At 63.2% G+C, this 24,263-nt stretch carries 27 protein-coding genes; 8 read left to right on the forward strand and 19 right to left on the reverse strand.

From position 1 onward, the window contains the following. Positions 1–31: 31 nt before the first annotated feature. The 5 genes from AMS69_RS16820 to AMS69_RS16840 form a co-directional block, all read right to left on the reverse strand. Positions 32–1,216, reverse strand: coding sequence for a vWA domain-containing protein (locus tag AMS69_RS16820; protein WP_053969217.1), 1,185 nt, complete (start codon positions 1,214–1,216; stop codon positions 32–34). Positions 1,217–1,349: 133 nt separating this feature from the next. Next, a complete protein-coding gene (locus AMS69_RS16825; RefSeq protein WP_053969218.1) occupies positions 1,350–1,952 on the reverse strand; it encodes a hypothetical protein in 603 nt (200 codons plus the stop codon). Next, a complete protein-coding gene (locus tag AMS69_RS16830; RefSeq protein ID WP_053969219.1) occupies positions 1,942–3,057 on the reverse strand; it encodes a DUF3179 domain-containing protein in 1,116 nt (371 codons plus the stop codon). The genes AMS69_RS16825 and AMS69_RS16830 overlap by 11 nt, the downstream gene beginning before the upstream one ends. A 108-nt stretch (positions 3,058–3,165) precedes the next feature. Beyond that, positions 3,166–3,804 (reverse strand): alpha/beta hydrolase, encoded by a 639-nt coding sequence (locus AMS69_RS16835; RefSeq protein WP_053969220.1) that lies wholly within the window; start codon positions 3,802–3,804, stop codon positions 3,166–3,168. Positions 3,805–3,970: 166 nt separating this feature from the next. After that, positions 3,971–4,804 carry a VOC family protein gene (locus tag AMS69_RS16840; protein ID WP_053969221.1) on the reverse strand — a complete coding sequence of 278 codons (834 nt, stop codon included), beginning with the start codon at positions 4,802–4,804 and terminating at the stop codon, positions 3,971–3,973. A gap of 285 nt (positions 4,805–5,089) precedes the next feature. Between AMS69_RS16840 and AMS69_RS16845 the strand changes: the two genes are divergently transcribed. After that, positions 5,090–5,326, forward strand: a complete 237-nt coding sequence (locus tag AMS69_RS16845; RefSeq protein WP_004592453.1) for a UPF0058 family protein — start codon at positions 5,090–5,092, stop codon at positions 5,324–5,326. Between the two features lie 132 nt (positions 5,327–5,458). Here AMS69_RS16845 and AMS69_RS16850 read toward each other — a convergent pair whose 3' ends face one another. Further along, positions 5,459–5,932 carry a DUF555 domain-containing protein gene (locus tag AMS69_RS16850; protein WP_053969222.1) on the reverse strand — a complete coding sequence of 158 codons (474 nt, stop codon included), beginning with the start codon at positions 5,930–5,932 and terminating at the stop codon, positions 5,459–5,461. A 249-nt stretch (positions 5,933–6,181) separates the two neighbouring features. On the opposite strand from AMS69_RS16850, the gene AMS69_RS16855 reads away from it, so the two are divergent. The 3 genes from AMS69_RS16855 to AMS69_RS16865 are packed head-to-tail and all read left to right on the forward strand — an operon-like array spanning position 6,182 to position 8,893. Beyond that, a complete protein-coding gene (locus tag AMS69_RS16855; protein ID WP_053969223.1) occupies positions 6,182–7,090 on the forward strand; it encodes a DNA-3-methyladenine glycosylase family protein in 909 nt (302 codons plus the stop codon). 53 nt (positions 7,091–7,143) lie between these two features. Continuing rightward, complete coding sequence (locus AMS69_RS16860; RefSeq protein ID WP_053969307.1) at positions 7,144–7,419, forward strand: acylphosphatase; 276 nt, start codon at positions 7,144–7,146, stop codon at positions 7,417–7,419. Between the two features lie 40 nt (positions 7,420–7,459). Then, positions 7,460–8,893, forward strand: coding sequence for a bifunctional ADP-dependent NAD(P)H-hydrate dehydratase/NAD(P)H-hydrate epimerase (locus AMS69_RS16865; protein WP_053969224.1), 1,434 nt, complete (start codon positions 7,460–7,462; stop codon positions 8,891–8,893). A gap of 6 nt (positions 8,894–8,899) precedes the next feature. Here AMS69_RS16865 and hflX read toward each other — a convergent pair whose 3' ends face one another. Both hflX and katG read right to left on the reverse strand, forming a co-directional pair. Beyond that, on the reverse strand, positions 8,900–10,210 hold the full coding sequence (gene hflX, locus AMS69_RS16870; RefSeq protein ID WP_053969225.1) for a GTPase HflX: 1,311 nt from the start codon (positions 10,208–10,210) through the stop codon (positions 8,900–8,902). A 174-nt stretch (positions 10,211–10,384) separates the two neighbouring features. Further along, entirely contained in the window at positions 10,385–12,580 is a 2,196-nt protein-coding gene (gene katG, locus AMS69_RS16875) for a catalase/peroxidase HPI (protein WP_053969226.1), read from the reverse strand. Positions 12,581–12,779: 199 nt separating this feature from the next. Between katG and AMS69_RS16880 the strand changes: the two genes are divergently transcribed. Next, entirely contained in the window at positions 12,780–13,127 is a 348-nt protein-coding gene (locus AMS69_RS16880) for an FUN14 domain-containing protein (RefSeq protein ID WP_004960824.1), read from the forward strand. Positions 13,128–13,142: 15 nt separating this feature from the next. Here AMS69_RS16880 and AMS69_RS16885 read toward each other — a convergent pair whose 3' ends face one another. The 6 genes from AMS69_RS16885 to AMS69_RS16910 form a co-directional block, all read right to left on the reverse strand. Then, positions 13,143–13,871, reverse strand: coding sequence for a ribosome assembly factor SBDS (locus AMS69_RS16885; RefSeq protein ID WP_053969227.1), 729 nt, complete (start codon positions 13,869–13,871; stop codon positions 13,143–13,145). Between the two features lie 87 nt (positions 13,872–13,958). Continuing rightward, a complete protein-coding gene (gene psmA / locus AMS69_RS16890; RefSeq protein WP_053969228.1) occupies positions 13,959–14,729 on the reverse strand; it encodes an archaeal proteasome endopeptidase complex subunit alpha in 771 nt (256 codons plus the stop codon). Positions 14,730–14,731: 2 nt separating this feature from the next. Further along, positions 14,732–15,217: an Rpp14/Pop5 family protein gene (locus tag AMS69_RS16895; protein ID WP_053969229.1), complete on the reverse strand. Its 486-nt coding sequence runs from the start codon at positions 15,215–15,217 to the stop codon at positions 14,732–14,734. 68 nt (positions 15,218–15,285) lie between these two features. After that, positions 15,286–16,005, reverse strand: a complete 720-nt coding sequence (locus AMS69_RS16900) for an RNase P subunit p30 family protein (protein ID WP_053969230.1) — start codon at positions 16,003–16,005, stop codon at positions 15,286–15,288. Continuing rightward, entirely contained in the window at positions 16,005–16,430 is a 426-nt protein-coding gene (locus tag AMS69_RS16905; RefSeq protein WP_053969231.1) for an RNA-binding protein, read from the reverse strand. Before AMS69_RS16905 ends, AMS69_RS16900 begins: the two co-directional genes overlap by 1 nt. A gap of 7 nt (positions 16,431–16,437) precedes the next feature. Beyond that, complete coding sequence (locus AMS69_RS16910; RefSeq protein ID WP_004515500.1) at positions 16,438–16,623, reverse strand: hypothetical protein; 186 nt, start codon at positions 16,621–16,623, stop codon at positions 16,438–16,440. A 636-nt stretch (positions 16,624–17,259) separates the two neighbouring features. Here AMS69_RS16910 and AMS69_RS16915 point away from each other — a divergent pair. Continuing rightward, a complete protein-coding gene (locus AMS69_RS16915; protein ID WP_053969232.1) occupies positions 17,260–17,829 on the forward strand; it encodes an NUDIX hydrolase in 570 nt (189 codons plus the stop codon). A 19-nt stretch (positions 17,830–17,848) separates the two neighbouring features. Here the strand turns inward: AMS69_RS16915 and AMS69_RS16920 are convergent, their stop codons facing one another. Continuing rightward, positions 17,849–18,673 carry a hypothetical protein gene (locus tag AMS69_RS16920; RefSeq protein WP_053969233.1) on the reverse strand — a complete coding sequence of 275 codons (825 nt, stop codon included), beginning with the start codon at positions 18,671–18,673 and terminating at the stop codon, positions 17,849–17,851. Positions 18,674–18,962: 289 nt separating this feature from the next. After that, positions 18,963–20,405: a phosphomethylpyrimidine synthase ThiC gene (thiC, locus tag AMS69_RS16925; RefSeq protein WP_053969234.1), complete on the reverse strand. Its 1,443-nt coding sequence runs from the start codon at positions 20,403–20,405 to the stop codon at positions 18,963–18,965. A 117-nt stretch (positions 20,406–20,522) separates the two neighbouring features. Here thiC and AMS69_RS16930 point away from each other — a divergent pair, with 117 nt between their 5' ends. Both AMS69_RS16930 and AMS69_RS16935 read left to right on the forward strand, forming a co-directional pair. Then, a complete protein-coding gene (locus AMS69_RS16930) occupies positions 20,523–21,404 on the forward strand; it encodes an extracellular solute-binding protein (RefSeq protein ID WP_053969235.1) in 882 nt (293 codons plus the stop codon). Next, positions 21,379–22,179 (forward strand): ABC transporter permease, encoded by an 801-nt coding sequence (locus tag AMS69_RS16935; protein ID WP_053969236.1) that lies wholly within the window; start codon positions 21,379–21,381, stop codon positions 22,177–22,179. The genes AMS69_RS16930 and AMS69_RS16935 overlap by 26 nt, the downstream gene beginning before the upstream one ends. Before the next feature lie 31 nt (positions 22,180–22,210). Here AMS69_RS16935 and AMS69_RS16940 read toward each other — a convergent pair whose 3' ends face one another. From AMS69_RS16940 to AMS69_RS16950, 3 genes are all read right to left on the reverse strand, one after another. After that, on the reverse strand, positions 22,211–23,038 hold the full coding sequence (locus tag AMS69_RS16940; RefSeq protein WP_053969237.1) for a molybdopterin synthase: 828 nt from the start codon (positions 23,036–23,038) through the stop codon (positions 22,211–22,213). 73 nt (positions 23,039–23,111) lie between these two features. After that, entirely contained in the window at positions 23,112–23,585 is a 474-nt protein-coding gene (gene moaC / locus AMS69_RS16945) for a cyclic pyranopterin monophosphate synthase MoaC (RefSeq protein ID WP_053969238.1), read from the reverse strand. Between the two features lie 44 nt (positions 23,586–23,629). Then, positions 23,630–24,244 (reverse strand): MogA/MoaB family molybdenum cofactor biosynthesis protein, encoded by a 615-nt coding sequence (locus AMS69_RS16950; protein ID WP_053969239.1) that lies wholly within the window; start codon positions 24,242–24,244, stop codon positions 23,630–23,632. Positions 24,245–24,263 lie beyond the last annotated feature (19 nt).

Below are 24,263 nucleotides of genomic sequence, written 5' to 3' on the forward strand. Positions count from 1 at the left end.
GCAGCCAAGCTGACAACACAGATCGGGACGGTCACTTCTGGATACCTTCGTCAGTGACGATTTTTGTCGCCTTGTTTTGCTCCTTGCGCCCGCCTTCCATCACGATGCGCGTCTCCCGCTCGGCTGTCTGGACGGCTTCGGTGTCCTCACCGTGGATGCGCGTCATTCGCTCCAGTTGCGTCTGGGCTTCGGCGACGTTGCCCTTGCCGAGTTCCGTCTTGATTACAGTCTGGCGGTGGTCCACGTCGACCTGTTCGTTGTGCTCGGCCAGTTTTGACTCGTCGTCGGTGTAGTCGACGGTGATTGATTCCCGCGTCGTCTCACCGCCAGCGTGCAGCGTGACATCCGCAAGGGACACAGCGTCCTGTGGGTCATTGGCCGGAGCGTGTATTTTCAGCACGACCCGCTGAGTCTCCCGCTCAAGCAGGTCGGGCAGCGGCACGACAGCCGTGTTGTCCTCCCAGTCCGGGTTCACGGACTGTGTCTGTGGGAGCGAGCGGTACACCTCGCTCACTTCGACACCGTCAGTCACGTCGAGTTCGAGACGCGCGTCGGGAGCAACAACGGTCCCGGCCTCCTCGACTGCGTCCCCGAAGAACGACTCGATGTCACCGGCGGCGTCCAGATGTGTCCACTCGCCGCGAGCAACGGTCCCAAGCGTCCGAATCGTCTCCTCGCGGTAGTCGCTCCCGATGCCGGCCGCCTTGATTCTGATACCCTCAGTGTCGATTTCACGCGCTAGCGTCCCGAATGCTTCCGGGTCGTGGGAGTTGTCTTTCCCGTCAGAGAGGAGCAGGACCCGTCGGGCCGTGTTGTCGTCGGTCGGTAAATCCTGCAGGGACGCTTTCGCTTCCAGCAGGCCGCTGTACATATCAGTACCCCCGCCAGCGGAGATGTCGGCGACCGCGTCCACTGCCGTTTCGCGCGAAATAGTCCCCCACCGTGTCGGTGCAAGAACCGTCGTAACCTCGTTGTCGAAGGCGATGATCGAAACGTAGTCGTCTTCGTCGAGGAGTCCAAACACCCATTCAGCGCCGGCGCGTGCCTGCTCGATGTCGTCGCCGGCCATCGACCCACTGGCGTCGATACAGAGGGCGATCTGTCGCGTGGGTGGTTCCTCCAACCGTCCGGGCTCGACTTCGATTTCAGCGGTCAGTTTCGCCCCGCCCGTCGGCACGTAGGGTCGGTTGACCTCGCTCACGACAGTAGCGGTCATACTGGTAGATGGGTCGTACGGAGTAATTATATGTTTCCCTCAAATCGAGGGAAAAAAGTTACACGCACTGTCCGGTTCGGTAGCCTGTTGCTACTATTTGTTCCCGGGTAGTAGGCACTATTTACGGTGGCTGTCACGCTGTCTCAACTCGACTCCCCACCCAGAGAAGGGTTCCGAACAGCGCCACGACAGTGAGCGGGAGGAGCCACTGGAACAGTGAGAGCAGCCCAGCGCTTGCCTGCACGCCGATGACGAGCAGGATAGTAGGCCCACAGCAGGCGAACCCGGAGAGCAATCCCGGGAGTCCCGACACAGCCCCTGCACCCGGGCCGAGACGGCAGGCCGCTGGGCCGCGCCACGCGACGACGGAGACCGCAAGATTGAGTCCGACCAGCAACGCCAGGACTGCCCCGAGAAACATATTCAGCGGGGCGACGAGCAGTTCGACCGGGCCGGCGACCACTAGTGCAATCGGTTCCCACTGGAACGGGCCGACCTGTCGGAACGTACGGGTAAGCGGGTTACTGACGACAGACACCTCGTAGCCGACGGGGCCGAGACCGAGGTGTCTGAGCCCAGTGAGATACAGCAGGAAGTACGCCAGTCCAGACACCGCCAGACCCACCTGTCCGTCACGGCGGCTAAGCGCTCCGCTGACCGCAACCACGGTGTTCCGAAACAAGCGTTGGATGCTGGCAGCCATACCAGCCCAGTCGGTCGGATTGTCAGTCGACATACGCACTCTCCGGATAGAAACCGGCCCAGGCGAACCACATCGCGTCGAAGGACAGCGTGCGGTCCAGCGGGAGCGAATCGGCATCATACGTCGTCCCGTGGACCGTGTAGCCGTCGTCCGACGCCGTAACTGACAGCGATTCCGGGTTCGCGTACACGTACCCGGTTGCGAGGTCAGTATCCGCGACAGCGACGTACAGCGTGTCGTCGATACGGCCGGTCAGCACTCGCTGGCGCAGCAGTGTTTCCTTATCGAATGCGAGCGCCCCTGTTTCCGTCCGGGTTCCGATGACGACAGCCTTCGGATGTGTGCGGCTGTCGTCGTGTAGCGGCTCGAACAGCGTCCGGGTACTCGAATAGTAGCCGCGCTTCTCGTTGTACTGGCCGTACGGGTCAACGCCGTAACGCCGCTGGAAACCGGTGTCTTCGGTGAGGGTACGCGTCTCCGGGTAGGTACTGGACCAGCGGTCCCACGTCGTCCAAGTGACCCTGAACTCCCGCAGAGATTCACCAGCTAGTGGGCCAGTAATCGCTGTTGCCAGCATCTGTGGCCACCAGCTATCGGTGCCCCGGTCGTACATCGTCAGGTTCGAGTTCACAAGCCGCCCGGAGACGCCGAACTCCACCGGGCCACGCTCGAATCCCTGTGCAGTACCCGTCAGCGGACAGTATGTCACAGCGACGGAGTCGCCAGCAATAGTGTCGTTCACGATTTCGTGGTGGACAAGAATGTACTGGGGGTAGGCTTTCGCCTCCCCGTCCCGGACCAGACCGAATACCGGGTCATCCGGAGCCAGTCCGTCCGGGGGCGTGTCGGCGAACGTCGGGTCGTCGATGGCTGGAATACCGTCTTTGGGAACGCCGCCGCTGACGATATTCTCCTCGAGTGTCCCGATTTCGTAGTCCAGATGCAGGCGGCTATCCGCTGTCGGTGGTTCTGGTCCGTCGTTCCTGTCGGTTACCGTCGACGCCGCGCTGGTTTCAGTACCAGACCCAGGTGCCGAGCCGGCTCCAGGAGTAGACCCATCACTCCCAACACAGCCTGCGCTACCGAGTGTCACGCCGGCCCCAGCTGTCGCGAGAAACCGTCGGCGGGAAAGCCCCATACAATGTGTGCGTTTCCCAACCACTAAGTCTCGCGGTGAGGGACCGGTAACTCCCTGTTTGGCCGCTTATCCAAGAGAACTCGGCGACCGGGCCAGCGGTCGGACCGCCTAACTGACGAGGGTATCGACCAGCGACGAAACGTACGCCAGTTCGTCCTCGTTCACGCCGTGGCCCATCCCTTCGTAGATGCGTTCCTCTACGTCGCCGTTGAGTCGCTCAAAGACCGAGGCCGTGACGTGAACGCGCTCTTCGGGGATGTGCGGGTCAACATCGCTACAGCCCAGAAACACCGGCGTCTCCTCGAGGTCGCCCTCGTACGCGCGTTCGTCGATAGACTCGCCGATGAGACCGCCACTGAGGGCCACTAGGCCGCCGTAGCGTTGTGGGTTGCGAGCAACGAACTCGCTTGCGAGACAGGCCCCTTGAGAGAAGCCCAGCACGAGCACGTGATCGGTCGGAATCCCGGCTTCCTCGGCCTCCGTGACGGCGTCCTCGATAGCCTGCAGTCCCGAGGTCCGCCCGGGTTCGTTCTGCTCAACCGGCGAAAGAAACGAATTGGGATACCAGGTGTTCCGCGCGGCCTGTGGCGCGAGGAGAGCCAGTGCGTCCTGCTGGAACTCCGCCCCCATCTGGACGATGCTTCGAGCCGTCGCACCTCGGCCGTGGACCAGCACTGCCGCTGCGCTCGCCTGCGACAGCGCGGTTCCCGCGGTCACGAGCTGCTGCCCCTGATGAGGGCCGCTCATCGCTCTCTTCCCGGCCGTCGGCTGCGCCCTGTCACGCCCGTCCAGTCAGTCTCTGTTCTCGGTCGCCCGCCGTTCCAAGTCGGCCACAGTGTCGGGTGCATACCCCAGATAGCGCCCGGAGATACTTGACTTCGCACATCGGTCAGTCGGTCTAACTGTCCCGTATTCAGGTTCGCAGGCGGAGTTCGATGTCGTCACCGTCGCGTACTGTGAGACCAGTACCGGTTTCCGAGACAGCGTAGTCAGACTGACGCAGGCGCTTCTGTGTCGCATCAAGAGCCGCTTCGTCGGGGAGTCGAATTTCGAACCATGCCAGCCCCTGCCCGGCGTGGGGCTTGGATCGCCGTTGCCAGACGTTGGCCCCGATGTGATGGTGGTAGTCACCGGCCGCCAAGAACACCGCGCCGTCGTATGTGGCCCTGACGCGGAGTCCGAGTGCATCAGCGTAGAACGTCCGGGCCGTCTCCACTGACGAGACTTCCAGATGCACGTGTCCGATATCGGAGTCGGCGGGCATCGACTGTCTGCCGGTCGCAGCGGCCGCGACTGACTGCGTATCGAGGGGGTCGGTTACCATTTCGACGTGACCCGACGGTGTCTCGTCCCACGACGCCCGCGGAAAGTCCCGATAGATTTCGACGCCGTTCCCGGCCGGGTCCGACAGGTACAGCGCCTCGCTGACACCATGGTCCGATGCGCCGTCAAGTGTCCACTCCGAGTTGATACGCCGGAGTGCGTCACCCAGCGCTGCTCGCGATGGGACGCGAAACGCGACGTGATACAGCCCGGTCGCTGAAGCCTCTCTTGCTGGTGCGTCTGGACGATGATTCAGAACCAAGAGCGCCTGTTTGCCCGCACCGAGTATCGCCCGGTCGTCGTCTGCGTCTATAACGTTGAGGCCGACAACATCACGGTAGAACTCGACAGTCGGTGATAACGCAGCAACAGTCAGGGCCACCCGACCGATCTCGGTTTCCGATGGAAGGGTCGCGTTATCCATGCTGAAAAGAGGCGTAGCCGGCCCATAATTCTGGGTGCCGGCCGTCGGCACCTGCAGCACGGTTGAGGTGACAGTGGTCTCCCTGGCCCGGCCCGTCGTCAATAGTGTGTACTTTGCTATCATTCCCCGTCGAGGTTTGAGAAATGGTAAAATTTAGCGTAAAATACCTAGAATATACTCCGTGCGAGGAATTATACATAAACTATTACGTAGTACTGGCAGAGACGTGTGTTAACCTTCATCAGAGTAGTACTATAACCTTCGAGTTGTTACCTTGGGTTGACTATGAAAAAGCAGGAGCTCATCCACCTTCACGGCCTGCTTGCACAGGTACAGAACCACTACGAAGCCGAATCCGGGACAGAAGTAGACCACGACGAATACGAGGAACTTGGCGTCAAGCCGACATCGATTCACAAGTCGAAAACAGACCACAAGGCCGCTGTCTTTGCGATTGCTGACGGTATTGCCTCCGAGATGGCTGACGAGACCAAAGAGCCTGTTTCTGCCGCCGCGGACTGACGGTTCTCCGGTAGCTTCTACGCAATTCTCTCAACGAGCGCTACGGCTAGTGACTGTATAACCACTATCATAGATATGTGAGAGTTACAATACGATGAGAGTGTAGCGCACCCTGCTGCTCGGAAGCCAGACTTACTCGTCGATTAGTTCCTCGAACTCGGGTAACACGTCGTCCGATTCGTCTCCAGACTGGTCCGATGGCAGGTCGTCGGATTCGGCTGCCGGTTCCGCGGACGAGGACTCGTCTTCAGTCGTCTCGTCGGACTCCTCTGGAATCTCCTCGATTTCCAGCACGTCGAGCGGGATGTTCTCAAGTCGCTGCCCGATCTCCTTGCGAGCAATCCGAGCGGCGTGTTCGTCCCGTTCGACGTTGAACACAGTCATCTCCAGTTCGAGTGCGACGAGACTCTCGTCGGCTGCGAGAAAGGCAGGTTCCAGTGTCTCACCGCAGTGTGGACAGTGCCGGTCTCCCATATTGATTTCGACGTAGTTGAGGTCAGGATTCAACATCTCGCCCGTCTTCGAGATGGCGATACGAACTGCCTCATCCGCAGATGCCACGTCGTATACTGGGACTGCGGCCTCGACAACAACTCGGCAATTCATGGTAGTATGTTTGTTTCCCAATATAATGAAGGTTAGCCCTGAACCAGTGAGTACCACACGCCACGGATATCAGGAGTCAGCAAGACAGAACGGACGGTCAAGCGGTACACAGACAGGCACCCCAAAACATCACGACGGCGAAACGCAGGGACAGGCGAGCCGTCTTCGGTTTCCTGCTTGCGAGTGTGTGCCACTGTGGCGCGGACGCAACTCGTAACGCCATTACCTCCGGGACTGTATACTCGGACAATGGAACAGGGCGTCATCGATGTCGGGTCGCTTGCCGGCGGTATCGATTTGCAGGCAACTGTCGAGAGCGGGCAATCCTACCTCTGGAACCGGGAGGATGGCGAGATGTACCAGCGCGACGGGGCAACCGGCGGCGGCGCGTGGTACTGGACGACAGTCCAGCGAGACGGGTCACCAGCGGTCATCCGTGTCCGGCAGCGAGACGGGGTGCTCGAATGGGAATCGACAGTCGACGCCGAGGCAGAACTCAGGCGACTCCTTCGGCTTGACGACGACCTCGCCGCGATTCGGGCAACGGCACCGGACGATGACGTGGTCCAGTCGGCCTACGAGACGTTCTGGGGGATGCGACTCGTTCAGGACCCCCCGTTTGGCGCCCTCATCTCGTTCATTTGTTCGGCCCAGATGCGCGTGGCGAGGATCCACAGTATGCAACAGGCGCTCCGCGACGCGTTCGGCGAGACAATTGAGTTCGGCGGGCGGACGTACAACGCCTATCCGACGCCGTCCGCGCTGGCAGAGACAACAGAGGAGCGGCTCCGGGACCTCGGACTGGGCTATCGCGCCCCGTACGTCCAGCGCACCGCGGAGATGGTCGCTACTGGCGAAGCCCATCCCGAAGAAGCCGTCGGACTAAGCTACGAGGACGCCAGAGAGTCGCTCACCCGCTTTGTCGGCGTCGGTGACAAGGTCGCGGACTGCGTGTTGCTGTTCTCGCTTGATTACCTCGAAGCGGTCCCGCTAGACACCTGGATTCGAACGACCATCGAGGAGTATTACCCGGAGTGTGAGCGGGGGAACTACGCTGACACGTCGCGGGCCATCCGGGCCGCACTGGGTGGGGAGTACGCCGGCTACACGCAGACGTATCTGTTCCATTACCTCCGAACAGGCAGTAACGAGGAGTGAGACGCATAGCGGAAGGCGACAGTATAACGGAGTCCGCCGGCAAACTCTCGGCCATGGCACGCACGCGAGCACACGTGTTCGTCTCCGGTCGTGTTCAGGGTGTCTATTACAGAGCTACCACGCGGGAGCGCGCACAGGCCCAGGGCGTCGACGGGTGGGTCCGAAACCTCGACGACGGCCGCGTCGAGGCAGTGTTCGAAGGCCCCGAAGCCGACGTGGAAGCGATGGTCGAGTACTGCCACGAGGGGAGCGAGCGCGCGAACGTCACCGACGTCGAAGTCGAGTACGGGGACCCCGAAGGGCTGGACGGCTTCGAGGTCAAGTGGTAAGTCCCGTAGAGTTACTTCGCTGGCGGGCGAACCCGCGGCTATGCTCACCGGCTCGGAAATGGGTGTGGTCGACGAGAACGCCGCCGCGCTCGGCGTCCCGCGCAAGCAGCTGATGGAGTCGTCCGGTCACGCCGTCGCACAGGCGGTCCGTACCATCGCTGACCCCGGCGAACAGGTCGTCATCGTCGCCGGCAGGGGAAACAACGGCGGAGACGCGCTCGTCGCCGCCCGCTTCCTCGACGACTACGACCTCCGGGTCCTCCTGTTGGGTCGTCCGGATGCTATCTCGACGACGATTGCCAGGGAGAACTGGGACGCGCTTCAGCACGCCGAGTATCCGACAGAGACGGTCAGGGATTCCTCGGCGCTGGACCTCTGCACTCCCGACATCGTCATCGACGCGATGCTTGGCACAGGTATCGCCGGCGACCTCCGGGAACCGGAGGCGACGGCCGCCGCGGCGATGAACGGGAGCGACGCGACCGTTCTTTCGGTGGATGTTCCGTCCGGCCTCGACGCTGAAACGGGGCGACTGGCCGACAACGCCGTCGACGCCGACCACGTCGTCACGTTCCACGACACCAAGCCGGGCCTGCCGGACCTCGACGTGCCAGTCACCGTCGCCGACATCGGCATCCCTGACGCGGCGGAACTGTTCGTCGAGCAGGGCGACCTCACGCGACTCGAACGCGACCCCGCGAGCCACAAGGGCGACAACGGCGAAGTGCTGGTCGTCGGTGGCGGGCCGTACACCGGCGCGCCGGCGCTGACGGCCCAGGCCGCGCTCAGAGGCGGAGCCGACCTCGTCCGGGTCGCCTGCCCGGCCGTCGTCGCACGCGAGATTCAGTCCTACAGCGAGAACCTCATCCTGCGGCCGTTCGACGGTGACCACCTCGCGCCGCCACACGTGGACCGCCTGGCCGACCTGGCGGCGGACCACGACACCCTGGTCGTCGGGCCGGGGCTGGGGGACCACGACGCGACGCTGGAAGGGGTCGCGGAGCTACTGTCGGGGTTCGACGGGACGGCCGTCGTCGACGCCGACGCGCTGTCAGTAGTCCCGGACGTTGAGACGGACGCCGACCTCGTCTGCACGCCCCATCAGGGCGAACTCCTCGGGATGGGCGGAGAGACATCCGAGGACTGGCGGGAACGGGCAGACCTCGTGGAGTCCTTCGCAGCGGAGATCGGACACACGATGCTGGTCAAAGGCCCGTACGACATCGTCTCCAACGGCGAGCGGACTCGCGTCGGCCGAACGGGCAATCCGGGGATGACGGTCGGCGGAACCGGCGACGTGCTTGCGGGTGTGACAGGCGCACTCGCTTGCGTGCAGGCCCCGCTCGACGCGGCCGCCATCGCCGCCCATACCGTCGGCACCGTCGGCGACCGTGTCGTCGAGGATCGCGGCTACGGACTGGTCGCGACGGACCTGCTAGAAGAGATACCGAGCGTGCTGTGGCAGCGAGAATAGGCCGAGTCAGGCCGACGCACCGACCAGCTCCCCCGCTTTTGCCCGGGATTGCTCGATGATCGCTGGCCGCGCTTCGAACTCGATGACCACCTGGTCGCCGTAATCGACTGTTTCGACGCTAGCGTGGTCGTGAATCCACGAGACGAGGCTCATCGTGTCGTCGGTCATCGGAAGCACGAGTCGTTCGCGCTCGTAGTCAGGCAGTTCGTGGTCGATGCGCTCGGCCAAGTCCTCGATATTAAGCCCCTGTTTGGCGCTGACGGCGACGGGGTTCGGTGCCAGCGAGGAGAGCGCGTCTCGCTTGCGACGGACCTCCTCGTCGTCGACCATGTCGGTCTTGTTGAGGACCGTGACGATGGGGGCCTCGTTGCGCTCGTACAGCGTATCGTGGCTCGTCACCAGTTTCTCCCGGATTTCCTCGACAGACTCTGAGACATCGACGACAAGCAAGACGAGGTCGGCGTGGTACACCGACCCGAGCGTCGACTTGAACGACTCGACGAGCCAGTGTGGGAGGTCCTGAATGAACCCCACCGTGTCAGTGACCAGCACCTCGCGCTTCCCGACCTCGGCGCGGCGAGTGGTCGTCCCGAGTGTTGTGAACAGCCGGTCTTCGCTCTCGGCCGTCGTGTCGAGGTCGGGGTGGAGGTCGTCGTTCTCGTCGACATCGAGGTCGTCAGCGAGGCGCCGCAGGAGCGTCGACTTCCCGGCGTTAGTGTAGCCGGCGAGGGCAACAAGGTCGAAGCCGGACTCTCGACGCTGTTCTCGGCGATGGCGCTCGGTCTCCTCGATGGATTCCAGTTCATCCCGGATGTTGGCGATCTGCTTTTTAATGTCCTCTTCGCGGGACTCGTCGTACTCGCCGAGGCCCATAAACCCCGGGCGCTCGTCGCGTTTGGCCAGGCTGGCCTTGGCCTCGGCCCGCGGGAGTTCGTAGCGGAGTTCCGCGAGTTCGACCTGTAGCTGGGCTTTCCGCGTCTGGGCCCGCTGGCCGAAGATTTCGAGAATGAGCCGGAAGCGGTCGATGACACGCACCCGCTCGGGGAGTTCGTTCCCGATATTGTATGTCTGGTACGGCCCGAGCTGGTTGTCGAAGATGACGACGGCAGCCCCTTCGCGGGCAACCACGTTGCTCAGCCGCGTTACTTTCCCCTCGCCGAGGTGGTACGCCGGGTCCTCCGTTCTGGTCTGTGTGACCTCGCCGACGACATCGTACCCGGCCGCCCGGGCAAGGTCCCGGATTTCCGTCGTATCAGCGGTACCACTGTCGACGCGCTTCGCGATGACCGCTCGTTCGGTGGTGTGTGTCGCCGTCACTCGTCGTGAAGATACGGTGTCCGATTATTTAACCCCCCGGGCGGTTCACGGCACCATCCAGTGAGCCGGCAGTTCGGTAATAAAACGGCAGATTCCGCGGGGTAATGGCGGCCGATAACTAAAGTGGAATCACCTGTCTTGCGATAGCCACCACGGCGGTGGCGTTTCGCTCGCCTATTCGAGGTCGAAGCGGTCGAGCGTCATGACCTTGCGCCACGTGTCAACGAAGTCATGGACGAGCTTCTCCTCCGCGTCAGCAGAGCCGTAGACCTCCGAGATGGCTCGCAGTCGGTCATTCGAGCCGAAGATGAGGTCGATGCGTGTGGCTTCCCACTTGACCTCGCCGGTGTCGCGGTCGAGGCCCTTGTATACGTGTTCGGAGTCCGCTGCCGGCTCCCACTCCGTGCCCATGTCGAGCAGGTTCACGAAGAAGTCGTTGGTCAGCGTCCCCGGCTCGTCGGTGAGGATGCCGAGGTCGGTGTCCCCGTGGTTCGCACCGATGGAGCGCATCCCGCCGATCAGAGCCGTCAGCTCCGACGCCGTCAGGTTCAGCAGGTCCGCGTTGTCGACCATCACTTCCTCGGCCGGTCGCGTGATATCGTCCTGAATGTAGTTTCGAGCCCCGTCGACCTTCGGCTTGAGGGCGTCGAAAGAGGCGGCGTCGGTGTGTTCCGGCCCGGCATCCACTCGGCCGGGTTCGAACGGGATCTCGACGTCGTAGCCGGCGTCCGCTGCCGCCTGCTCGACGGCTGCGTTGCCGCCCAGCACGATGAGGTCAGCCAGCGAGACGCGCGTGTCGTCGTCCCGAGCGCCGTTGAACTCCTCCTGGATGCCTTCAAGCGTGGTGAGGACCGTCTCCAACTGTTCGGGCTCGTTGACTTCCCAGTTCTTCTGGGGTTCGAGTCGGAGGCGAGCGCCGTTTGCGCCGCCGCGCTTGTCGCTGTCGCGGTAGGTCGATGCCGACGCCCACGCAGTCTTGACGAGCTGGGTGACGGAGAGATCCGAGTCGAGAATTTCTTCCTTGAGCTCGGCGACCTCCTCGTCACCGATGAGGTCGTAGTCGGCGTCCGGGAGCGGGTCCTGCCAGAGCATCTCCTCGTCAGGAACCTCCGGACCAAGGAACCGCTCCGGCGGCCCCATGTCGCGGTGGGTCAGCTTGTACCAGGCCTTCGCGAAGTTCATCCCGAACTCCATCGGGTTCTCTTGGAAGGTCTCCATTACTTCCCGGTAATCCGGGTCTCGCTTGAGCGCGATGTCCGTCGTGAGCATCATCGGCGTCTGCGTCTCGTCCGGGTCGTGGGCGTCCGGGACGCTGTTTTTCAGCTCCTCGCTCTTGGGTGCCCACTGCCACGCGCCGCCGGGACCCTTCTCCGGCTCCCACTCGTAGTCGAGCAGGTTGTTGATGTAGCCCATGTCCCACTCGGTCGGCGACTGGGTCCACGGCCCTTCGATACCGCTCGTGATCATCTCGCCGCCCTTGCTGTTCCCGTTCTTGTTCTGCCACCCGAGGCCCTGCTGCTCGATGGGAGCTGCTTCGGGTTCAGGACCGAGGTTCTCCTCGGGGTCGTCAGCGCCGTGGACTTTGCCGAACGTGTGTCCGCCGGCGATGAGTGCGGCCGTCTCCTTGTCGTTCATCGCCATCCGGTCGAACGTCTGCCGGATGTTTTTCGCCGACGCCTCCGGGTCCGGGTTGCCGTCCGGCCCCTCCGGATTCACGTAGATGAGGCCCATCACGGAGGCACCGAGCCCTTCCTGGATCTCACCGGGCTCGTCGAAGCGCTCCTGGGTTTCCATCTCGTCTTCCGGCCCCCAGTTGACAGCCTTGTCCTCCTCGAAGGCGTCCTCGCGGCCGCCGGCGTAGCCGAACGTCTTGAATCCCATCGACTCGATGGCGACGTTCCCTGCGAGGATCATCAGGTCAGCCCATGAGATCTTCTTGCCGTATTTCTGCTTGATTGGCAGGAGCAGCCGCCGGGCCTTGTCGAGGTTCGCGTTGTCGGGCCAGCTGTTGATGGGCGCGAAGCGCTGGCGGCCGCCGGCCGCGCCGCCGCGACCGTCGGCGGTCCGGTACGTCCCGGCGCTGTGCCAGGCCATCCGGATGAACAGCGGGCCGTAGTGACCGTAGTCAGCCGGCCACCAGTCCTGCGATGAGGTCATCAGCTCTTCGAGATCCGACTTCACCGCTTCGAGGTCGAGCTTCTGGAACTCCTCGGCGTAGTCAAAGTCGTCTTCCATCGGGCCGACATCCCGGGCGTTCTGGTCGAGAATCTCCAGATTTAGCTTGTTTGGCCACCAGTCCTGGTTAGATTTCGGTCGCTTCGAACGTCCGCCTGCGGCACCGCTCATATCGGAATTCGGTGTTTCTGCCATCTTAACAGTAAGAAGGATTCGTCCCTTGGATACAAATCTTTGGATATGAGTAAAGAAATAGTACTGTGTCGAAAATAATTCCCTGAATTCTTCGGGTTACCCGGGCAGCAGACATATTATTGTTTGCTGATATATTCAGACATGAGGGGAGACAGAGGCGAGCACAAAGGATTTAAAAGCAGACGGTCAGGTACGCGGTATGGGTGAGTTCGTACTCCAGCTAGATGGGTTGGGCCTCCAGCAGATGGGCCTCGAATTCGGTGGCGGCGGCCTTATCGGCGGCATCATCGGGTTCGCTGCCAAGAAGGTCGCAAAGCTCATCGCCGTCATCGTCGGCATCGAACTGGCGCTGTTCAAGTTCCTTGAGACACGCGGAATCCTCGAAGTGAACTGGAACGCGATAGGGGGAGCCGCACAGAACGCGACTGGGACTGCCGGGAACGCGGCAGCGACACAACCGCCGTCCTGGGTCACGTCGCTGCTCTCGGCCCTGCCGGTCAGCGCTGGTTTCACGGCCGGCTTTCTCGTCGGATTCAAGAAGGGGTAACGCGACGCCGCGGCGTCAACCGCGTGTACTGATATCGTCTTCGTCTTTGATAATTCGGGTCTCCGCCTCGCCGCTTGTGTGTTCGTTTACCACGTCGTAGAAGTCGTTCTGGAGACCGGCCGGGAACGTCATGACGCCGACCCACGAGCCGTCGGACTGCCACTCCTCGCGTTCGAGGTCGCCGAACTGCCGGATCTGTGCCTGTGCGCTCCCGGCGTAGTCTGCGGGGACCTGCACCGCGACGGTGACCTCGTCGAACCGGATAGGGATGACCGGCCGGAGTGCATCGAGGGCATCGTCGACCTGCGCCTCGACTGGCTCCATCGGGTCAACTCTGAAATCCGTTTCTTCGAGCGCGGATTCGATGCGCTCCGGCGGGTGTGGCGCGTCGTCCATCTGCGGGTTGACCGCGTTGCGCGTGATCCGCTGGATGAGCTGTTTGTGCTTTTGTTCCTGCATCTCGCGGCGCTGGTCGGCCGTAATCTGAATTTCCCCCCGCTTGATGACCTCGGGGATGATAGCCATCGGATCGGTGGTGTCAAACACCTCTTCGAGCATGTTCTCTGGCGGCCGGTCACCCCGAGAAGCGTCCTCGAACACGTCTTCCGCTGCGATAACGTCTTCGAGGTCACCGTCGAAGTCATCACGTTTTATCGCTAGTGCAGCGTCCGGTTCCACCAGTACCTCGAACCGCTGGCCGTGGGATTCGAGGCGCGCCGTCACCGCCTCGTCAAGCGATATCATACCCTTCGGTAGCAGTGGGCCAGTTAAAGGCCTTACTGCGTGGTCGGACAGAAAAGGTCCGAGCCGCCCCGAAGGCCGTCGGAAGCGTTACTCTTCCTCGGTGTCTTCGTCGTCCTCGTCGTCGCCAGTGTCGAGCAAGTCGGCCTCCGCGAGATGGGCCTCTTTTTCTTCGTCGGTCAGTTGGCCGAACGTCTCCGTTTCGACGTCGACTGTGGCGACGCCGATTCCTTCAGGGGAAAGTTCGTCGTCGTTGGCCGACGCGAGGGCGGCCAGCGCAAGGTCGACGCCCTCGTCGAGGGTCATCCCTTCGTCGTAGTGTTCTTCGAGGTAGTCCCGGATATCGCCGCGGTCGGCCCCGACAGCAAGGGCCTTCCACTCGTAGGGCGTCCCGGAGGGATCCGTCTCGAACAGGCGCGGCTCGCCGTTGACGATGCCGCCGATGATGAGCGCAACGCCGAACGGGCGCGCGCCGCCGACCTGCGTGTACTGCTGGATGTAGTCGGTGATTTCCTTGGTGAGGGTCTCGACGCCGACCGGCTCGCCGTAGCGAAGCTGGTTCACCTGCGCCTGTCGGCGGGCGAAGTCGATGAGCTGTCGGGCGTCGGCGACGTGGCCGGCTGAGGCGATGCCGATGTGGTCGTCGGCCTTGTGGATCTTTTCGACCGAGGAGCGCTCCATCAGCGGCGACCGGATGCGCTTGTCCACGGCGAGAACGACGCCGTCGCTCGTTCTGACGCCGATGCTTGCTGTGCCGCGTTTGACCGCTTCGCGGGCGTACTCGACCTGGTAGAGGCGTCCGTCCGGCGAGAAGATAGTGATCCCGCGGTCGTAGGCCTGCTGTTGGTTTTGTCCCTGCATAGTTATCGGAAATCGAGTGCTGTCGCGCCGACGAACGCGCCGTCGGAGGCCGTTTCGACATCGTAGCGCGGCGGCCGAACCGTAGCCCCCCGGTCTGCGTTCTCGAACACGACGTGTCTCTGTTCAGTGGCTTCCGGCGGCCCGCGTATATACTTTTCTTCACAGGCGCGCACGGTGCCGCTAATCCCCCGGATGCGGACCCGAACCTCGTCGTCATCGACGCTGTGCAAACAGGTCAGAGCGGCCCGTGCCGGGTCCGTCTGGCCGCGTCTGGTCCGGACGATAGCCTCGGCCGTGCCGTCGTAGTCGTGGAACTGCAGGACGGTCATATCCGTTTCGGCACTGCCAGTGTCGCCGAGCAGGTTCTGGGCGGCGTACCACACCTCGCGCTGGAACGCCCGGCGGCCGAAAGAGGCGTTCGGCCACGTCTCGATACCGACGGCGAGGTAGCGCCACCGGGGCCGGAGATGTTTCGGGAGGTGTTTCATGCGTGGTCGTTGGCGCGAAGAACAATGAGCGGTGCGGTGTGGTGACCGGTCAATGCGGGGTAGCAGAGCTACTGCTCGGCACCGTCGGCATCGTCTGCGTCGTCTGCCAGCCGAACGCCCGGCTCAATGACGGCGTCGCTCTGGCGCTCGCGGTTGCGCTCAACCACGCGGCCCCACTCGGCCAAGCCCTCGCGGACCGCATCGGCGTCGAAGCCGATGGTCTCGCCCACGGCAATGATGTCCCGGGGCGCACGGATTTGCAGGTGATTGGTCGGTGACGCTGAGATGACAAACGGCGCGCCCGCATCCTCGACCAGTTCCCTGAGCTTCCGGAGTTCCTTGATGGCCCGGACGCGACTGCCGCCGGAGGCCCGGAGCACTGGGCCAAAATCAAACTCGACGCGGACGCCGTTGTCGGCCGCCGCGTTCGCCAGCACGTGATTGAAGTCACCGTCCTCACGCATTGGGTGGGCAAGCACGTCGACGGTCGGTTGCTCGACCGCGAACCGATTGATTCGGCGGTCGCCGCCGTGGACGACCACGACCGTCCGGTCGCTCCGGTAGTTCCCGACGAAGCCGCTGGCCCGCGAGGGGTCGTCAGCCCGGACCTCGACGCCCTCGGCCACGTCGACGCCGTACTCGTCGGCGATGGCGTCGGCGTCATACTCGGCCGGCTCGTCGCCGTGGTTCCTGACGACGACGCCGTCGTAGTCCGAGTCGGCGGCCGTCAGCGCGTGCCGGGCGACGGTGCTGTCGCCGTCGGGGTGGGCGTAGACGGCCTCGTACATCACAACTCCTCGAGGAGGTCGCGGGCGTTTTCGACGGCCTTCTCCCGCTTTGCGGGGTAGGCCTCGACTTTCGCCCGGAGCGTGATGCCGTCGCCGCGCTCCACGCTCCCGCCGAACGCGACCTGTTTGTCGAAGGTGAGGAAAAACGAACAGTTGTCGTCGACCCGGTCGTCCAGTTCCGAACGCACGGCGTCGATGTCCGGCGCTGACGCGACCTGCGTGAGGACGTGGCGGATGTCGTCGGCGTTCTCGACGCGAGCCGAGAGGACGATAATGCGGTCGCCGTAGTGCCCCTCGCTTTTGGCGCGCTCGATGGGGTAGTCCTCCGGCAGGAACGTCCGGAGCGCTTGCTCGACACGTTTGTCGTCCTCCGTCGCGTAGCAGAAGGTCCGAAGGTCGACGTAATGGAACGGAACCGACGACATCGAGGCCCTACTCGTCCTCAGCGGCTTCGAGGTTGTCCTCAGGGACGCCCTGCTCCTGTCCGTCCTCGAAGGAAACCGTGTAGTTGGCGTCGCCGAACATCGTCTCGACGACCTGCGTGATTGTGCCTTCCTCGCCGTCGTAGTCGCTGTGCTCGTCGTGGAGAATAACGCTGTCGTCCTCTTCGAATGCCATACGGGGCGGTACTCGGTGGCTCGTCAAAAAGGGACTGATTCGGGTTTGCTCGGCCCAGCCGCGGACGTGGTCGGAAAGTGCACTGTGATACGTCCTGTTTGGACCAATCGGGACGGCGACGAACCTCGGTCGGACGTAGAGTAGGGGTGTGCCCACAAGAGACGACCGCTCCGATTGGATTCTATCGCTTCCATTACGAAATGAGGAGAGATTAGACTAGTCTAAATATTTGTTTAGACAAATAGAATTAAGTGGGCGGGAGTTCCACATCCACGTGCGTTCCGCCAATCACGGAACGCAAAGGCGTACAGATCGAGTGGATGGAACGACCCGTCAGGTCGTCACAACAGCCAAAGAGTTCCTGCTACACGGGAGCGTGGCTATCATTGTTCGGACCGCTTCCCGTGTTTCACTTCGACTGACTCAGACCAGCATGTATCCGCACCCATATTTCACAGCCAGTGTCAGCAGCGCATCGGATCCAGCGGCGAAATCTCCCGAGAGACGCCCCGACAGCCGATCTGTCACAACAACTGTTATGGGACTCTCTAAACTATCAATCGGCATGATCAGCCCACCGCTTTCCCCCATCGAGACGGTTGTTTCGTCGAGGTGTCAGACACAGATAGGACACAGATGACGAGCGTCGACGACCTGTGGTATCTCTCCGACGGAGCCTGTCAGACGGCCGAGCAGACGTATCACGACCTCCGGAAGCGCTACACGGATTTTGTCGAGTTCACGCGCCATCGGAACGTCCCGCGGAACCGATTCCGAGACGTGGCCACTGTCGCCCGGGACCACGGTGCGCCCTACGGCGCGCATGCGCTCACCTACCGATCCACTGGCGAACTCCTGCTTGTTCGCCACGAGGGTGTCGACATGTGGGTGCTTCCCGGCGGTGAACTCGATGCCAGCGAATCGTTTCAGGAGGCCGCACTGCGGGAGTTAGACGAGGAGAGCGGCATTGAAGCGACAATCGAGGGACTGGCGATGCTCGGGCGGGTCGAGTTCTACTGTGACGGCAACATGGCCTGGGGCGTCCTACCGGTGTACGAGGCGCGAGCGGAGACGACCGACATCGCCGTCGACGACCCGGACCACGAGATCAGTGAGGCCCGGTGGTTCGACGAACTACCGGCCGACACGCGCGACCGCGAGGAAATTCTGCAGTGGCGCGGACAGCGGTTCGGCGACGGGGCCTAAGCCGTCAGAATCAGGTTCGTTACTCCGGCCCGAACGACTGGCCTTCGCGAGCGTCGGCGTTCATCCGCCGGACGGTCGCACGGGCGTTGCTGGCGTCGTACCCGAACAGCACGCTCTCGGCGTACTCGTCGGCCACCTCGACGGCCTTTGAGAGGTCGTCGACATCCACGTCGACAGCGTACAGCTCGATACTGAACGGGGTTGAGAGACGGTCCTGCCAGCCTTTTGCGAGAATCTCTAGCCAGTAGGTCGTCGAGTACGCCATGTCGTAGATGGGGACGACGAACTCGTCGACGTACTCAGCGATGTCGTCGACGGCGACGCCGGAGCGGGCTTCGAGATGGCCGGGGTAGGGGTCCGGATACAGCGTGAGGTACATCTCACCGGGCACGCGCTCGCGGGCCTCGGCGACGAACTCCGTGATAACGTTACTGCGCCAGGCCGACCAGTCCTCGAACTCGCTGTCGGCGAAACGTTGCTCGCACCGGTCGCAGTGACAGTACTCGTCCCGGGGGAAGCCAACATCGTCGAGGCGGACATCCTCGTTGACGGCTGCCGCCTCCTCGATGATGTCGAGCAGTCCCTCGCGGTAGCGGTCGTGAGTGGGACAGACGTACGTCCAGTCGAAGTACGGCTGATTCCGTGTCGCCGGCGTTCCCTCGTCGTCGAACGCGAGCAGTTCTTCCTCGCTCTCGACCGCGTTATCGCCGAAACAGGACACCATGTTGACCGCGCCCGCAATCGGTTCGACAGCGCGGCCGGTCACGTCCTTGACCTCGTAGAACGCCCGGTCGAACTCGGACCACTCCGTCTCCTCCTCGTTACGGGTGACGACGCCGTACATACACGCTGGTACGGCGGTTCACCGGGTAAGGGTTCGGAAAGCGACGGCACTGCCAATGAAATAGCTGAGAGAATACTGCCGACCGTCGGGACCCCACCCCAGACGACACCGCTGAGGACCAGTGGGCAGGGCGGCCGACAGTAGGTTTAGAGGGCGATACAGCCGAGTTATGCAGCCTTACCGCTTGACGACGTACACGAGGGCAAGCGCCGCGACCGCGACGAGGGCGATGACTTTCTTTGACATCGTTTCAATAAACGAACACCGATTATAAAGAACTACCGCCGTGCTAATCGTCGGCACGCCCCTCTGTATCAGCGGGCATATCGGCATCAGGGGCAGGGATATCGGCCTCGTCGTGAGTCCCGACCGGCGGCCGGTTTACCTCCGCCGCTGGCGAGTCATCGAGGGGAGTCCGGTCGTCAGCGTCGGCTTCAATCGACTCCATGTCGCCATCAGATCGTGCATCCTGATCGATGCGCATCGAACAGAACTCCACACCACACATCGAGCAAAAGCGCGCCTCTTTGTAGTTGTCGCCGGGGAGCGTCTGGTCGTGGTACTCGCGGGCGCGGTCGGGGTCCAGCGCTAGATCGAACTGCTCGCGCCAGTCGAAGGCGTACCGGGCCTCCGAGAGCGCGTCGTCCCAGTCCCGTGCCCCCTCGCGCCCGTTTGCCACATCGGCAGCGTGGGCCGCGATTCGATAGGCCGCAAGCCCGTCTCGAACGTCGGATTTCTCCGGGAGGCCCAGATGTTCCTTGGGAGTCACGTAACAGAGCATCGCTGCACCGGCACGGCCAGCCTCTGTCGCGCCGATAGCGCTCGTGATGTGGTCGTACCCCGGCGCAACGTCGGTCACAAGCGGGCCGAGGACGTAGAACGGCGCGCCGTCACAGACTTCCTGCTGGCGTTCGACTTGCTCGGTGACCTGATCCATCGGGACATGGCCCGGTCCCTCGACCATCACCTGCACGTCGTGTTCCCAGGCGGTCCGCGTGAGTTCGCCGAGCGTGTCCAGTTCGGCGAACTGCGCGTCGTCGCCGGCGTCAGCGAGACAGCCCGGCCGGAGCCCGTCGCCGAGGCTGAAGGTCACGTCGTACTCGCGGAATATCTCACAAATGGCCTCGAATTTCGTGTACAGTGGGTTTTCCATCCCGTTTTCCTCCATCCACTGGGCGAGGATAGAACCGCCGCGGGAGACGATACCCGTCTTCCGGCCGTCAGTCAGCGGCAGGTGTTCCATCCGAACGCCGGCGTGAATGGTCATGTAGTCGACGCCCTGTTTCGCCTGCTTCTCGATGACATCGAGCAGCAGTTCGTGGGTAATCTCGCTCGGGTCGCTGGCGCGCTTGACCGCCTCGTAGATGGGGACCGTTCCGATGGGGACCGGGGAATGCTCGACGTTGGCCGACCGTATCTCGTCGAGGTTGCTCCCCGTCGAGAGGTCCATCACCGTGTCCGCACCGTAGTGGACAGCGGTGTGGAGCTTCTCCAGTTCGCCCTCGATGTCGCTTGTCTCCTCGCTGTTGCCGATGTTTGCGTTGACCTTCGTTGCAAACTCCCGGCCGATAATCATCGGGTCCAGCGCGTCGTGGCCGACGTTCGCGGGAATCACCGCCTGCCCGTCGGCGACCTGCTGTCGGACGAACGCCGGGTCGACACCTTCTCGTGCTGCGACTCGCTCCATCTCTTCGGTGACGGTCCCGTTCCGCGCTGCTTCCATCTGCGTCATAATTACTAGGTTATACTACTAAGTGATAAAACGCCGTGGTCAAGCGCGTGAAAGGCACCCTGTCAATACTGGGAATAACCCCAACACAGATGTATCCGAACAAGAAATGAGCGAATAATGGCCCGACAAACCCGGCGTGCAGTGCTTGCGGCACTGGGAAGTGGCATCGCCGCAACTGCAGGCTGTGGGGCGTTCGGTCGAGAGCGAGTGGACGTGCTGGTCGCAGGGAGCTTGCAGAAAGCGGCCAGTGAGACGCTCCAGGCCCAGACAGACGTCGAACTTGCCGTCGAGGCCCGCGGGTCAGTACAGGCCGCTCGTCTAGTCGCCGACGGGAAGCGCGACCCGGCCATCGTCGCGCTGGCGGACCCGGCCCTGTTCGACCGAGTCATGGACGCCGCCTGGCACGCTGTGGTCGCCAGTAACGAGATGGTGCTCGCGTACAACCCGGAGACGGACGGCGGAACACGCGTCGCCGCCGCGGAACCATGGTACGGTCCGCTCCGGACTGGCAGTGTTTCCCTGGGCCGCACCGACCCGAGGCTGGACCCACTCGGCTACCGGACGCTGTTTACGCTCGACCTGGCTGCCGACTACTACGACGAACCGGATCTAGCCGACGCGGTTCTCTCGCCAGACCAGACCTACCCCGAGACGCAACTGCTCGCGCAGTTCGAGACAGGAGCCGTCAACGCCGCGTTTGTCTACCGGAGCATGGCAATGGAGCGGGACTACCCGTTCCGGGAGTTCCCAGCCGAGATACACCTTGGCGACCCCGCACACGCGGAGCGGTATCGGACCACCAGCTACGAACTGCCAAACGGCACGGCAGTCGCCGGCAACCCAATCGAATACGGAGCCGTCCGCCGTGACGAACAAGAAGCGACACGTACAGCTTTCGAGACAGTCCTGTCCGGTGACTGGCTCGCACCACACGGATTTACCGTCCGTCAGACGTATCCTCGACTGGTGGGAGATGTCCCGAGCACTGTCACGCGGTGAGACCAGAGCCGGCCATACGGTCGGCGTGCGAGAGCTCGTTCCCGTTCTGGGAGCGGTGCTGCTCTTGTATTTCGTCGTTCCGGTGCTAGTGCTCGTTCTCACGTACTCCCCGACGGCGCTGCTGACGAGTCTGACAGAGACGTACGTCATTAACGCCGCAGTCACGTCTCTCGTTGCCGCACTCGGCAGTACGGCCATCGCTGTCGTGTTCGGCCTGCCGCTTGCCTACTGGCTCTCGCGGAACACGAGTGTGCTGGCGACCGTAGCGATGGGTGCCGTCGTCCTCCCGCTCGTCCTCCCGCCAGTCGTCAGCGGGATGTTGCTGTTGACAGTCGTCGGCCCGAACGGACTCGGCGGTCTCACCGACCTGGCGCTGACGCGGTCGCTACTTGGCGTCATCGCCGCCCAGACGTTCGTCGCGTCGCCGTTTTTCGTCGTTACTGCCAAAGCCGCCTTCGATGGCATTGACGACCGGCTCGAAGAAGCCTCACGGTCACTCGGGCGCGACTGGGTCGGGACGATGCGCTCGGTGACGGTCCCACTCGCAAAGCCCGGACTCCTTGCCGGCCTCGTCCTGACGTTTGCCCGCGCGATGGGCGAGTTCGGCGCGACGATGATGCTGGCGTACTACCCGCGGACACTCCCGGTCCAGATCTGGGCCTCGTTCATCTCTGACGGGCTGGACGCGGCGCTGCCCGTGGCAGTGATGCTACTCGGCGTTGCGCTCGGAACACTGCTGGTGGTGCATGCACTGCGGGCGACGCCGTGGCGGTAGCGGTCACTGCGGAACAAGTCCCACGGCCGACTTACCGCTCGTGAGCCCAGAACTCCTCGTCGACGGTGACCTCTTTCTTGAACAGCGGCACTTCCTCTTTCAGTCGGTTGATGCCGTCCTCGACCGCGCGGAACGCCTCGCCGCGGTGGCCGGCCAGAACAACGACGAAAACGATGTCCTCGCCGGCCTCGACCACGCCGGTCTTGTGGTGCAATCGGACCGCATAGACGCCGTCGCGGGCTTCGAGGTCCCGCCGGAGCGCGGCCATCTTCTCGGCGGCGACCTCGTCGTAGCGCTCGAACTCCAGCAGTTCCGTCGGCGGGTCCTCGGGCCCCTCCTGTGCGCGGACGCGCCCGGTGAAGGTCGCTATCGCGCCGGAGTAAACCTCGTCCGGTTCCCGCTTTACGTCCGCGACGAGTGTTTCCAGCGTGATGTATGGGTCTCGCTCCTCCAAGGCCGTGACAATCTCGTCAAGGTCGGCATCCGCGCCGTGGGACGCACGGTGGAGGACCGGGTCGGTGGCCTCGCGGTCGCCGAGGGCGACCTTCGGTATCGCCGCGTCCGAGTACCCCTCGACGAGCGCGTAGTCGTAATCGGGCGCAAGGGCGTCCAGCGTCTCTGTGAGCGTCCGCGACTGCCCTGTCGCGTACCATTCGCCGTCGTCGGTGAGCGCGACCGTCTCGGCCGCCCCGGCGTCGCGGTGTCTCGCGGTGTCCTTGCCCGCCGTGTCCACGTCCGGCGGGTGCGTACAGTGTTTCACCGTCGCGACGCGGCCGGTCCCGGAGAGCCGCTGTGTCAACCGCTCGACCAGCGTGGTCTTCCCCGACTCGGAGTGGCCGACGATACCGAGGACTTGCATGTATGCCAGTAACAGGGCGATGTAGATAGACCTTGTTCATAGCAGCGGTGCGGCTGGCGTCAGTCACCCCCTCTCAGCGTTCGACCGTTTTCTCGACGACGCGGATGTCCTCGATTGCCGTCGTCGGATACTCGCCGTCCGCGTCTTTCTCGTTTGCCTTCACCATGTCCCAGACGACGTTGAGGCCGGTCGTCACGCCCTCCAGCGCTTCCATCTCGCAGCCGGTTTTGCCGACCGTTTCGACGGCGACCGTAATTTCGACGGCCTCGTCGCCGACGGTGAATTCGACTTCGACGTTCGTGATGGGGATCTGGTGGCACATCGGCACCGTCTCCCACGTGTGTTTCACCGCCTGAATCGCGCCGATGCGGGCCGTCGTCAGCACGTCGCCTTTCTCCACCTCGTCGGCGTCGATGGCCGCAAGCGTGGATGCAGAAAGTCGAATCTGTCCGCGCGCGACTGCGCGGCGCTCGCTCTCGGTCTTGTCGCCCACATCGACCATCTGTGCGTCCCCTTCCTCATCGACGTGCGTGAACTCCTCGGGCATACCTCCCTGTAGCCGATGCCGGCCCAAAACCGTGCGGGTCCGTGCTACCGACGGACGAGGCCGAGCAGGTGGCCCACGGCTGGCGCGACGAGTTTCTCCGCACCCGTCCGAGCGGCGTTCTCGCTGCCGGGGAGACAGAACACCAGGCGGTCGTCGACGACGCCGGCGGTCGCCCGGGAGGCCATCGCCATCGGCCCGACTTCCTCGTAGGAGAGCCAGCGGAACAGTTCGCCGAAACCGGGGACCGGCCGGTCGAACAGCGGTTCGATAGCGTCGACGGTCACGTCGTCGGGCGTGAGGCCGGTCCCGCCGGTCGTCAGAACCACGTCGACACCGTCATCTAACAGGGCGGCGACAGCGTCTTCGATAGCGTCCATCTCGTCCGCAACGAGTCGGCGTTCGGCGATTTCGTGGCCCGCGTCCTCGCAGGCCGCGGCGATGATGTCGCCCGCGGGGTCATCATCGAGTGTTCTGGAGGTGGAAACTGTGAGAACCCCTATTTCAACCCCTTCGGCGTCGTGAGCGTGATGGCCATCGTGAGTGTGTTCCGCGTGGCTCTGGCCGTGGTCACTGTCGTGTTCGTGCTCTCCGTGTTCATGCTCGCCGTGGCTGTGACCCGCCTCGTCGTGGCCGGTCGTTTCGTCGTGGTCGTGTCCCATACAGGAGATGACAGTCGGC

Origin of the sequence: Haloarcula rubripromontorii (assembly GCF_001280425.1) — an archaeon.
Classification (GTDB): Archaea; Halobacteriota; Halobacteria; order Halobacteriales; family Haloarculaceae; genus Haloarcula; species Haloarcula rubripromontorii.

Excerpts from the sequence above, each read along its gene's own strand:
- AMS69_RS16915 (WP_053969232.1), top strand. The coding sequence starts at position 17,260 with ATGACGAGCGTCGACGACCTGTGGTATCTCTCCGACGGAGCCTGTCAG.
- AMS69_RS16860 (WP_053969307.1), top strand. The coding sequence starts at position 7,144 with ATGGCACGCACGCGAGCACACGTGTTCGTCTCCGGTCGTGTTCAGGGT.
- AMS69_RS16830 (WP_053969219.1), bottom strand. The coding sequence starts at position 3,057 with ATGGGGCTTTCCCGCCGACGGTTTCTCGCGACAGCTGGGGCCGGCGTG.
- katG (WP_053969226.1), bottom strand. The coding sequence starts at position 12,580 with ATGGCAGAAACACCGAATTCCGATATGAGCGGTGCCGCAGGCGGACGT.
- AMS69_RS16845 (WP_004592453.1), top strand. The coding sequence starts at position 5,090 with ATGAAAAAGCAGGAGCTCATCCACCTTCACGGCCTGCTTGCACAGGTA.
- AMS69_RS16935 (WP_053969236.1), top strand. The coding sequence starts at position 21,379 with ATGTCCCGAGCACTGTCACGCGGTGAGACCAGAGCCGGCCATACGGTC.
- AMS69_RS16950 (WP_053969239.1), bottom strand. The coding sequence starts at position 24,244 with ATGGGACACGACCACGACGAAACGACCGGCCACGACGAGGCGGGTCAC.
- AMS69_RS16885 (WP_053969227.1), bottom strand. The coding sequence starts at position 13,871 with ATGATATCGCTTGACGAGGCGGTGACGGCGCGCCTCGAATCCCACGGC.
- AMS69_RS16905 (WP_053969231.1), bottom strand. The coding sequence starts at position 16,430 with ATGTCGTCGGTTCCGTTCCATTACGTCGACCTTCGGACCTTCTGCTAC.
- AMS69_RS16895 (WP_053969229.1), bottom strand. The coding sequence starts at position 15,217 with ATGAAACACCTCCCGAAACATCTCCGGCCCCGGTGGCGCTACCTCGCC.
- AMS69_RS16825 (WP_053969218.1), bottom strand. The coding sequence starts at position 1,952 with ATGTCGACTGACAATCCGACCGACTGGGCTGGTATGGCTGCCAGCATC.
- AMS69_RS16820 (WP_053969217.1), bottom strand. The coding sequence starts at position 1,216 with ATGACCGCTACTGTCGTGAGCGAGGTCAACCGACCCTACGTGCCGACG.
- AMS69_RS16900 (WP_053969230.1), bottom strand. The coding sequence starts at position 16,005 with ATGTACGAGGCCGTCTACGCCCACCCCGACGGCGACAGCACCGTCGCC.
- thiC (WP_053969234.1), bottom strand. The coding sequence starts at position 20,405 with ATGACGCAGATGGAAGCAGCGCGGAACGGGACCGTCACCGAAGAGATG.
- AMS69_RS16850 (WP_053969222.1), bottom strand. The coding sequence starts at position 5,932 with ATGAATTGCCGAGTTGTTGTCGAGGCCGCAGTCCCAGTATACGACGTG.
- AMS69_RS16880 (WP_004960824.1), top strand. The coding sequence starts at position 12,780 with ATGGGTGAGTTCGTACTCCAGCTAGATGGGTTGGGCCTCCAGCAGATG.
- AMS69_RS16920 (WP_053969233.1), bottom strand. The coding sequence starts at position 18,673 with ATGTACGGCGTCGTCACCCGTAACGAGGAGGAGACGGAGTGGTCCGAG.
- AMS69_RS16865 (WP_053969224.1), top strand. The coding sequence starts at position 7,460 with ATGCTCACCGGCTCGGAAATGGGTGTGGTCGACGAGAACGCCGCCGCG.
- AMS69_RS16835 (WP_053969220.1), bottom strand. The coding sequence starts at position 3,804 with ATGAGCGGCCCTCATCAGGGGCAGCAGCTCGTGACCGCGGGAACCGCG.
- AMS69_RS16855 (WP_053969223.1), top strand. The coding sequence starts at position 6,182 with ATGGAACAGGGCGTCATCGATGTCGGGTCGCTTGCCGGCGGTATCGAT.
- AMS69_RS16840 (WP_053969221.1), bottom strand. The coding sequence starts at position 4,804 with ATGGATAACGCGACCCTTCCATCGGAAACCGAGATCGGTCGGGTGGCC.
- moaC (WP_053969238.1), bottom strand. The coding sequence starts at position 23,585 with ATGCCCGAGGAGTTCACGCACGTCGATGAGGAAGGGGACGCACAGATG.
- psmA (WP_053969228.1), bottom strand. The coding sequence starts at position 14,729 with ATGCAGGGACAAAACCAACAGCAGGCCTACGACCGCGGGATCACTATC.
- AMS69_RS16910 (WP_004515500.1), bottom strand. The coding sequence starts at position 16,623 with ATGGCATTCGAAGAGGACGACAGCGTTATTCTCCACGACGAGCACAGC.
- AMS69_RS16930 (WP_053969235.1), top strand. The coding sequence starts at position 20,523 with ATGGCCCGACAAACCCGGCGTGCAGTGCTTGCGGCACTGGGAAGTGGC.
- AMS69_RS16940 (WP_053969237.1), bottom strand. The coding sequence starts at position 23,038 with ATGCAAGTCCTCGGTATCGTCGGCCACTCCGAGTCGGGGAAGACCACG.